Annotated in this window: 6 protein-coding genes and 1 pseudogene; 1 reads left to right on the top strand and 6 read right to left on the bottom strand. The window is 43.8% G+C overall.

The features are described 5' to 3' along the window. Window positions 1-52: 52 nt before the first annotated feature. The 4 genes from helD to ACXADE_RS05095 form a co-directional block, all read right to left on the bottom strand. Window positions 53-2,320, bottom strand: coding sequence for an RNA polymerase recycling motor HelD (gene helD / locus ACXADE_RS05110; RefSeq protein WP_474979414.1), 2,268 nt, complete (start codon window positions 2,318-2,320; stop codon window positions 53-55). Between the two features lie 242 nt (window positions 2,321-2,562). Further along, window positions 2,563-2,916: a hypothetical protein gene (locus ACXADE_RS05105; protein ID WP_474979413.1), complete on the bottom strand. Its 354-nt coding sequence runs from the start codon at window positions 2,914-2,916 to the stop codon at window positions 2,563-2,565. A gap of 5 nt (window positions 2,917-2,921) precedes the next feature. Then, window positions 2,922-3,344: an ATP-binding protein gene (locus ACXADE_RS05100; protein WP_474979412.1), complete on the bottom strand. Its 423-nt coding sequence runs from the start codon at window positions 3,342-3,344 to the stop codon at window positions 2,922-2,924. Between the two features lie 201 nt (window positions 3,345-3,545). Further along, window positions 3,546-4,622 (bottom strand): undecaprenyldiphospho-muramoylpentapeptide beta-N-acetylglucosaminyltransferase, encoded by a 1,077-nt coding sequence (locus ACXADE_RS05095; RefSeq protein ID WP_474979411.1) that lies wholly within the window; start codon window positions 4,620-4,622, stop codon window positions 3,546-3,548. Between the two features lie 110 nt (window positions 4,623-4,732). On the opposite strand from ACXADE_RS05095, the pseudogene ACXADE_RS05090 reads away from it, so the two are divergent. Continuing rightward, a pseudogene (locus ACXADE_RS05090) lies at window positions 4,733-6,099 on the top strand (MATE family efflux transporter). Window positions 6,100-7,284: 1,185 nt separating this feature from the next. Here ACXADE_RS05090 and ACXADE_RS05085 read toward each other — a convergent pair. Beyond that, window positions 7,285-8,709 (bottom strand): aldehyde dehydrogenase family protein, encoded by a 1,425-nt coding sequence (locus tag ACXADE_RS05085; RefSeq protein WP_474979410.1) that lies wholly within the window; start codon window positions 8,707-8,709, stop codon window positions 7,285-7,287. A 123-nt stretch (window positions 8,710-8,832) separates the two neighbouring features. Continuing rightward, a complete protein-coding gene (locus ACXADE_RS05080; protein WP_474979409.1) occupies window positions 8,833-10,020 on the bottom strand; it encodes a NupC/NupG family nucleoside CNT transporter in 1,188 nt (395 codons plus the stop codon). Window positions 10,021-10,208 lie beyond the last annotated feature (188 nt).

Raw genomic sequence — 10,208 nt, 5'->3', positions numbered from 1 at the left:
AAAAAAGCTCGATGGAAAATTTCCGTATTCTCCATCGAGCTTGTTATTTCAACTATTCTTTGTTTCTTTCCGTATAATAGTGCCAGCTGTCTTCTTTATCGGTAAGAAGGAAATCCTCCGGTTGATTACCTATCATATATAACCGATGCAAAGGTCTCGTCATGGCCACATAGAGCAATTTTACATCAAGCGCCTCCCTCTCATAAGGGCGGTCCTTACAATACAGAAGAACGACATCAAATTCCAACCCTTTGGCGAGGTAGGCAGGTAAAATTACTCGATCTCCAAGTATGTCTTCACTCTCTTCCATCAGCCTGAAGGAAGGAAACTCATGTGAGAGGTGAATAGCTTCGCGTTTTGTTTTGGTGACAAATGCAAAACGGTTCATTCCCTCTTTCACCAGATCCTCCAGCAAATGGTTCAGCTGTCTCCTCCAGTTTTTTTCACCATAAATAAACGCAGGTTTTTCTCCATGACGGACGACAGGATCGGCTTTTGGAACTTCTTCAGGCATTTCGTCCAGAAGAAGGTTTGCTAAGTTCATAATTTCAATCGTCGTCCGGTATGTTTTCTGCAAGGCCAGATAATTGGCAGATGGGAAAATGTCATGTTGAAGGACTTGCCAGTTCTTCAAACCACGATATTGATAGATCCCCTGGGCCAAGTCGCCGACAATTGTAAATAAATCTGTATGAAACGCTTTTCTTAAACTGTAGATTTCCATGAAACTGTAATCCTGCGCTTCATCGATGACGACTTTTTTAGCTCGATCATCAGGCTCCAGCCCTGTGAGGAATGTTTTCATATATAAAAGTGGAGCGAGATCTTCTGCATAAATCTTTCCACGTTCATGCATCTTTTTCGTATCCAGCCTCATGGGTTCCCAACTCAAAAAGTCTCCATCGGGCAGAAGAGTGGAAAATACGTCTTTCGTGAACAACTTTTCATAAAGGCTCCAGAGATCTGCTTTAGGAAAGTTTTTCATATAGCGCTGTACCGCAGTCCTGGAGGCTTTTTTCACTTCCTCCAGCCTTTCTTCTTTCCGGGTGATGAGGAAACTCACACGTATCTTCCGCTTTTCAGCATCTTTCATTCCGTACAACGCGTCATCGAGGGCTTCATCATATTTTGCCGCCATTTTGTCCATGATCTGCTTCTTTTTTCTTCTTAGTTCACTTTGTAGGACGGCTTTAATTTTTTGGACACGTATTTCGTAAGGGAAATAGCTGTATTCTTCAAAAAAGAGGTGGTTAACGGCTTTTGCGCTTTTGATTTTAAAGCCTGACAGCGAAAAATCTTCCTTCACCCAATATGTCTTCTTCCACTTTTGCATATAACGGTCCAGCAGGTTTTTGAACCGTTTTGACCCTTTCAATTCTGCTCCTTTGAGAGCATTAGAACCTTGCGTTTTTTCTAATGCTTCCATGAGTACTTCATGTTGAGAAATGATTGGTCTGTGTATTCCTGTCACCTGCTGGACAAAGTCATAAAAAGTCGTTTGCCTTGCTTTGTCCACCCCGAGTTCCGGCAGAACTTCAGATATGTACTGAATGAACAATTTGTTCGGAGCAAGGATCAGCATCTCATCAGGACGAAAGATGTCTTTCATTGTGTACAGGAAATATGAGATTCGATGAAGAGCAATCGTGGTTTTCCCACTCCCGGCCGCCCCTTGAACGATAATCGGCTTCCGCAAATCGGCACGAATGATTTTATTTTGTTCTTCCTGAATGGTGGATACGATTTCACTCAAACGGTTTTCAGCGTTTTGAGCTAATGACTCCTGAAGCAGTTCATCTTTCGTTGTTAAATCAATATCCCGGTAGTTTATGAGTTCTCCATTCTCGATTTGATACTGACGCTTTAAAGAGACCTCTCCTTCATATTTTTCTCCCAAGGCTTCGTAACTCACATCACCTAAACGACCTTCATAATAAACATTGGCGAGGGGGGAGCGCCAATCCAGAATAATCGGATACTGGGATTCCCGGTCGAAAAGGGATGTCTTTCCAATGTAGAATAATTCTCGTTCGGACTTTTCTTTCTGATGAAAATCAATGCGGGCAAAATACGGCTTCTTTCGTAGATGTTTGAGGTTCTCGAGCTGTTCTTTGGACATTTTCATGAAGTTGGCGTGCGAAAGCATTTCCTGATATCTTAGACTGCTGTCTTTGAAACTGAGGTTTTCGAGAGTGTCCTCCTGCTGTCGTTTCAAAGTTTCCTGTCCGGATTCTTGGGAAGCAATCAAACGATCCATATAAACTTTTGTAAATGACAACCGGTCTAATTCTTTTTCAAATTCCGGATCACGTTTCGTCATTTGAGCCATTCCTCCTTTATTGTCGTTCTGTATTGTTCAGAACATGAGTGATGGAATGACGTGTAAGCACTGGCTCTTCATGTAGTTATTCAAAGCAACGAAACAATAAGATACCACAACCGGCGTGGAAGCGCAAACATGAAAGAGGATTTTTCATTTCCTGGACAATCAAAAAAACAGCCGATTCATCTGGCAGCTTACGGCTAAGCCTGCACCTGATTGAAACGGCTGTTTGTGAACGCTCACGGTCGTTTTTTATTTTCCACGTATTTCGGAAGATGGACTTCAAAAATGAAATAGGAAAGAAGGCGTAATAGAACGGGATACAAAGCAAGAACCCCTATTAAATCACCGATCCCCCCTAAGAGATCAGTGAAAAGAAGAACAATAGACAAAACGAGCATAAGCAGGACCGTTATCAGCCCTACTCTTCCGTTGATAGGAGTCCATGCCCCTGCAATAGTCGTTGTATCTTGTTCCAAAAGTTCAAAACAACGGTAGTGATAGGGCCGTATTCTGAACCAGTTGGAGGCCGTGACGAGTTCGTCGCGGTCACGAATTTTCTTGTAACAATACCGACAGATGTTTGTGTTCACGAAATCTACCCCTGATTGAAATATTTTTTCATCAGCAAACACTCGTTGCCCTTTTCATTATATCGCAAAATATCCATGACTCTAAGCATTAATGTAATTCCACGCCCGCGTTCATCAAGGTCTTCCACACTTGGAAACCAGTGCTTTACATCTCCGCTCACCTGGTATGGACGCCAGTCGAACCCGTCTCCATGATCATAAACCCTGACAACGATTCGTGTATGCAGAAAATGAACTTTTAACAATACAGGATAATCCGATTTTCCACCATGTCCATGCGACCATGCATTCCACACCGCTTCAGTAATGGAAGCGTCCACTAGCAGCTGGTCATTTCCAAAATATTTGGCCAGGGATGGGGAGTATTTCCTCCGGACATCTCTAAGGTCTCTGGGATGTCTGATATTGGCTTCAATGGATGCCTTCATCATTCAGCCTCTCCTCTTCTAAGGGGGATGTACAGAATCCTCCCTTATCAAATGGATTTGTTCATAGTTCTATTCCCTATATCCAAATGACTTAAAAGGGTGGGAACACACTTTTTCATAAATATGGAAAAATGAGAAGATTGGTTTACATCCCTTTTCCCATGATTGTAATGCTGTCCACCCACTAATTTCGTGAGTGCCTCACTTGCTTTTTTCGTGACTTTGTATAATGTCGATGACTTTTTCCTTTGTTTGTTCACTTTGATAACTTTCCATGGATTGCAGAATCTGATCGCGATCTTCCATGAGCTTAAGGAGGTCATGGAGTAAAGTTTCACCTGAAAGTCCTTCTTCTTCCCGTTTAAGGGCATATCCCTGTTTGACAAAAGAATCCGCATTCAAAATCTGATCTCCGCGACTCGCTTTACGGGACAATGGAATGAGCAGCATCGGTTTCTTTAAGGCTAAAAATTCGAAGATGGCATTGGATCCTGCTCTTGAAACGATGTAGTCTGTTGCAGCAAATAAATCTTTCAGTTCATCCTGTACATATTCGAATTGCGCGTAGCCCCGTTTATCGATGGACGCATCTTTGTGACCGTGCCCGCATATGTGAACGATCTGAACTTCTTGAAGAAGTTCATCCAATTGACCGCGAATGGCATCATTGATTACTTTTGATCCTGTACTTCCCCCCATAACCATGACGACAGGTTTTTGTTTATGAAATTCACATAGCGCCAACCCCTTGGAGCGATCTCCTTCAAACAACTCTTCACGTACAACCGCTCCAATATATTGTCCTTTTTCTTCCGGAAGGTGGGTCATCGTCTCCGGGAAAGTCGCCAAAATTTTCTTCGCAAACGGGAAGGACAACTTATTAGCAAGCCCCGGCGTGTAGTCCGACTCATGAATAACCGTCGGTACCTTTTTCAACCTTGCAGCCATAACCACTGGAACGGATACGAACCCGCCTTTTGAAAAAATGACCTGTGGCTTTCTTTTCTGAATAATACGAAGGGATTGTGCCAAACCCTTTAATACTTTAAAAGGATCTTTGAAGTTTTCCTTCGACATATATCTTCTCAACTTCCCTGTAGAGATGCCATGGTAAGTGACCCCTTCTAAAGGTTCGATCAGTTTCCGCTCGATGCCTTCATATGAACCGATATAATCGATAGTATAGCCTTGTTTCTGGAATTCTGGAATGAGGGCAAGGTTAACGATCACGTGCCCTGCTGTACCTCCACCTGTAAATAAAATTCGTTTCTGACTCATTTGTTGATCAACGTCCTTTCCGAGGTCCTCCGGTGTGGGTCTAGTTGTATATCTATGCTATAATCCTCGTATTCCTCTAAAGAGAATTGTACCAGAAAAGAGTGGAACCTATGTATGAAACCAAGACATTAAAGGAAAAAATCCGGTTATTTTCTTTTATTCTTATCCCTATATTGATTACACAGATCGGCATGTATTTAATGAACTTCTTCGATACCATCATGGCCGGGCAGTCCGGTCCGGACCAACTGGCAGGGGTAGCGATAGGTTCAAGTATCTGGATGCCCGTATTCACAGGATTGAATGGCATTCTTATGGCTATTTCCCCAATTGTTGCGCAATTAAAAGGGGCGCGAAAAGAAAAAGAAATCTCTTATTCCGTTAAACAGGGCATTTATTTATCCATAGTGCTGGCCGTCGGGATCGGTACCTTCGGCTTCTTCCTGTTAGATCCTCTTCTTTCAATGCTTGATATCACCCGGGAAGTCCGCCATGTAGCCAAATATTACCTCATAACGCTTGGAATCGGAATCGTCCCTTTATTCGTCTTTAACATACTTCGATCGTTCGTTGATGCTTTGGGACAGACGAAAATATCCATGGCAGTCATTCTGATGACATTACCCCTGAACATCCTTTTCAATTATATGTTCATCTTCGGGCGTTTCGGTGCACCTGAGCTTGGGGGATCGGGGCAGGTGTTGCCTCGGCCCTTACTTACTGGGTATCTTTATTGATCCTCATTTCCATCATTCATCATGTACGTCCATTAAGTTCTTATAAGATTTTCCAACAATGGCTGACTCCTGCGTGGAAAGAATGGGTATCTCAGTTGAAAATCGGCATTCCCATCGGATTTGCTATCTTTTTTGAAACAAGTATCTTTGCTGCGGTCACTTTTTTTATGACCGCTTATGATACAGAGACGATTGCCGCCCACCAGGCAGCCATCAACTTTGCTTCCCTGTTGTATATGGTTCCTTTAAGCATCGCCTTCACCCTGACAATTGCCGTTGGGTTCGAAGTTGGTGCCGGGAGACCCAATGAAGCAAGGACCTATTCTTACCTAGGAATCATTTCAGCAGTAACCATGAGTCTTTTTGCAGGACTTATACTGTACTTATTTGATGACCAGATTGCCCGACTGTACAGCACAGACGAAAAAGTGATTGACCTGACTAAGAATTTCATCATCTATGCCATATTCTTTCAGCTTTCTGACGGATTCGGCGCTCCTTTACAAGGCATTCTCCGCGGCTATAAAGATGTGAACATCACCCTGATCATGGCGTTTATCTCCTATTGGGGCATAGGGCTCCCAAGCGGTTACTGGCTTGCCAACTATACGGCTCTGGGTCCTTACGGATATTGGCTGAGCTTGACGATTGGACTCACCGCAGGCGCATTGACCCTTCTCATTCGAATGCTGCTCATCCAAAGAGACAGGAGTCACCAAATGAAACAGACGGGAGCCTGAATTTCCTCTTTATTTCGGATCGCCTCTGTTAAAGGCGAGAGTTGATATTCCCAATTAAAAGACTCCATTTCGAGAGGTTTGTCTAATGGAGATCTCCGGAAAAAGGTTCATCTTGATCCACCGTCCCATAGAAGTCTCACCGTATTGCTCAATCAACATGAAACTTAGACAGATTCTATGAAAAGCCGGAAAAAAGCATCCGTTCTCAGGACGCTTTTTTCCGGCTTTTATGATTTTGGCTCTGTTAAAGTTTAGTGTTGATATTACTGCAAAATTAAAATTCCATTTTATGGAATTTCCTCTTTTTAATATTTGGCTTATTCAACTAAAGCTCCCTTTTCTTGAAGACTCAGCTTCGAGATGTTTGTGTAATTCTAGGGGCTCCGGGAAAAGGTTCGCTTTCCATGGGGCGGGCGGTGAGCCTCCTCAGGCTACGCCTTCCGGGGTCTCACCTGTCCCACACGTCCCATAGGAGTCTCACCGTTTCCCTCCGCCCCCTTTCCCTTATAAGTGTCTCGAAGCCACTTTAAAAAGGTGAGCTTGAATGGTTGAGGTTCGAACATCTGTATGGATTCGTAAGTTTACAATTCTTCTCCCCTAGGCGGGCAGATTGTGCGTAGTATCAAGCATTTGCGTATGCTAAACGTTCATGGGGTAGAGATTATATCATTCCCTTCTCTTACCCATACAAGCTGATTTTTTAAGTAGTGGTTTCGAGACACTTATATGGCAAAGGGGCGGAGGGGAATGGCGAGACTCCTATCTTAAGTGTGCGGGCGCCTCGTTCAGCGGCGTATGGACTGGACTGAGCTGGAGGAGATAAAGGAAACACGAAGAACGAAGGGATTCGATGTTGACTTATCGTACAGAAGCGAGGGAAGTCTCACTAGCCGCTAGGCGCAGAAACCGGATATCTACGAGCAAGAGAGTGCTTGGTGAGACCCCGCAGGACGTAGTCCGAGGAGGCTCACCGCGCTCCCGCGGAAAGCGAGTCATTCCCCGCAGCCCCTATCCACAACACAGAAGTTTCGAAATCATAATCCAACAAGATTCTAATGGTTACATCGTGAAAGTAGATTATCTGAAGGTTTCTGCAATTAGGAATAAATCCCTTTCCCCACCACCCTACCATTCATTCTCACTTCCATCCGTTGATGCAAATATCAACACTGAACTTTAACAGAGCTATGATTTTAAATTTAAAACAATGAGACGTTCTTCGGTCATGTCTTCTATCGTATATTTGGGTCCTTCTTTCCCCCAGCCACTATCTTTCACGCCACCATACGGCATGAGGTCGACCCGGTATTGAGAGGAATCATTGACCATCAGCCCCCCGACTTCTACATTTCTAGCTGCATAGAAAGCGGTATCGATATTCTGCGTGAATATTCCACCTTGCAGTCCATACGGCGATTCATTTACTTCGTCAATGCATTTATGAAGGTCAGTAAAAGGGATCATGCTTACCACAGGTGCGAAGATTTCTTGACAGACAACTTTCATGTCAGGGTGAACGTCCGTCAAGACGGTCGGGTGAAACAAAGCAGCTTCACGTTTTCCACCATGCATGACCGTGGCACCTGCCGCTTTTGCTTCTTCCACCCATTGTTCAGCCCGCTCCGCTTCTTCCTCACTAATCATTGGTCCGACATCTGTATTTGGATCGTTGGGATCCCCTACCTTTAAATTCTCAATGGCTCGCAAAAACTTCGATTGAAACTCCTCTTGAATTTCTTCATGGACATACAGACGTTGGACTGAAATACATACCTGCCCCGCAAAGGCATAGCTTTTAGCCGCCACATTTTCCGCGGCGGCATCCAAATCGGCTTCCTTATCAATAATAACAGGCGAATTATTCCCAAGCTCCAGAACAAGTTTATTCAGCCCTGTATTCTGCTTCAACTTCAAACCAACTTCCGCACTTCCAGTAAATGTATACAGTTGGATCCGTTCATCATTCATCATCTGGTTTCCTACCGTAGATCCTGAACCGATCACTACATTCAGAAAACCTTTCGGCAGCCCCGCTTCTTCGAATAGACCAGCCAATTTCAGAGCAGAAACAGGGGTTTTACTTGCAGGCTTCAAGACGACTGCATTTCCCGCTGCAATGGCAGGGGCAATTTTGTGGGCGACTAAATTAACAGGGAAGTTGAAAGGACTAATGGCACCGACCACTCCAACCGGTACTTTGATGGTGAAAGCCATACGGTTTTCAGATCCAGGTGCTGCCTCTACCGGCACCCCTTCCCCATGAATTCGTTTTGCTTCTTCCGCTGCTAGTTCAAACGTTTGTGCGGCGCGGTCCACCTCCGTTAAAGCTTGTTTGATTGGCTTCCCTGCTTCCTGTGTAATGGTTTTAGCCATATCTTCCTGTTTCTCTTTGAGGAGTTCGCTCACACGTTTCAATATTTCAAACCGTTCGTAAGGGGTCATCGCATGATTCTTATAGGCATCCGAAGCTGCTGCAATCGCAATATCCACTTCCTTTTCAGAAGCTTTCGCGACCTGGGCAAAGGTCTCCTGCGTGTATTTGTTTACTACATCCAGTCGATCATTGGTGTCCATCCATTCTCCATTGATATAGAGTTTATGAAGATCCATAAATTTCTCTCCTTTTCGATAGTTTCCCGGGCTTCCTCATTTCATCATTCACTAATAATAAAACCGAGATGAAATAAAAAAAGCCTGAATAGAGGTTTCCCTCCATTCAGACTTTTCGGCACATTATAGGAATAATCCTGCAATTGTTGCAGAAAGCATAGATCCAAGTGTTGCCCCAATGAGAAGCTTCATACCGAAGCCGGACACTCGTCCACCTTTTTCAGCATCGATTCCCTGCACAGTACCAGCAATGATACCGATGGAAGAGAAGTTCGCGAAACTTGTAAGGAAGACTGTAACAATTCCTTTTGTTTTCTCAGATACGCTATCCAGCATACTGGAGAACTCAAGCATTGCAACAAATTCGTTGGTTACGATCTTCGTACCCATGATCGCTCCAGCGTCAACAACTTCAGCTGCCGGGATTCCCATCAACAGTCCGATCGGTGCGATGATATATCCAAGAAGCTCTTGAAGTGTGAAACCGTTGAAGACCGCTCCGAACGCCCAGTTCACAAGCTCCAGAGAAGCGATGAATGCAATAAGCATGGAAGCAACGATTAGAGCGATTTTACCGCCATCCAAAGCCCCGTTACCCATAGCTTCGAAAAAGCTTTTCGCGTTAGAGACATCCTGAATGTCTACCTTATCATCTTCTTTAGAAACTTTGACAGGCGCAATGATGGAAGAAACAATCAAAGCACTGAACATGTTTAACGGAAGTGCGACAAGGATATATTCACTAGGAAGCATCCCCAGGTAGGCTCCGACGATGGATGCAGATACAGAACCCATCGCTGATGCACTCACGATGTACAGACGGTTGTCATTCAAGTTGTGGAACTGAGACTTGATCGCAATCAGCGCTTCGGACTGACCGAAGAAGATACTGTTTACGGCGTTGAAAGATTCTACCTTCGGCAAACCGGTGATTTTAGAAAGTCCCCAGCCTAAATATTTAATGATGAATGGCAAAATCTTAAGATACGTCAGGACTGATAAAATCGTTGCAAAGAAAATGATAATCAACAGGACGTTGAAGAAGAACACACCGTTATCTCCTACTTGTACGCCCCCAAGAACGAAATCAACACCGACAGTACCAAATTCAATCAATTTGTTGAATCCGGCGGAAATCGCATCAATGATCATTTTCCCGACCGTTGTATTGAACATGAACGCCGTAATCAGAAGCTGAACGACAATCATGACTGCGACACCTTTGAAGTTAATGTTCTTACGATCGTTGGACATCAGAAAAGCGATACCAAGAATGATCGCAACAGCAAGAATGCCTAAAAGTATACCCACAATAAGTCCTCCCCTTAATGGTAAATATTATATTTATGAAAATGCTTTCACAAGTAATTCCACTATGGATTTTATCAGGTTGTCAGACGTCATGCAAGGTTTATTTGAACGGAAAAGTTATCAAATCGTCCTATGACACCTGTCCTATGGTCTAATATGGCTTTAATTCCAAGGGTTTATGCCTGTTT

The sequence above is a fragment of the Halobacillus sp. ABR2_026 genome, assembly GCF_056158545.1.
Note: the sequence above shows the minus strand (reverse complement) of the source record. Positions and strands in the feature narration are given on the sequence as shown.

Coding starts and splice junctions, on each gene's coding strand:
- ACXADE_RS05085 (WP_474979410.1), bottom strand. CDS start 8,709: ATGGATCTTCATAAACTCTATATCAATGGAGAATGGATGGACACCAAT.
- helD (WP_474979414.1), bottom strand. CDS start 2,320: ATGACGAAACGTGATCCGGAATTTGAAAAAGAATTAGACCGGTTGTCA.
- ACXADE_RS05100 (WP_474979412.1), bottom strand. CDS start 3,344: ATGAAGGCATCCATTGAAGCCAATATCAGACATCCCAGAGACCTTAGA.
- ACXADE_RS05095 (WP_474979411.1), bottom strand. CDS start 4,622: ATGAGTCAGAAACGAATTTTATTTACAGGTGGAGGTACAGCAGGGCAC.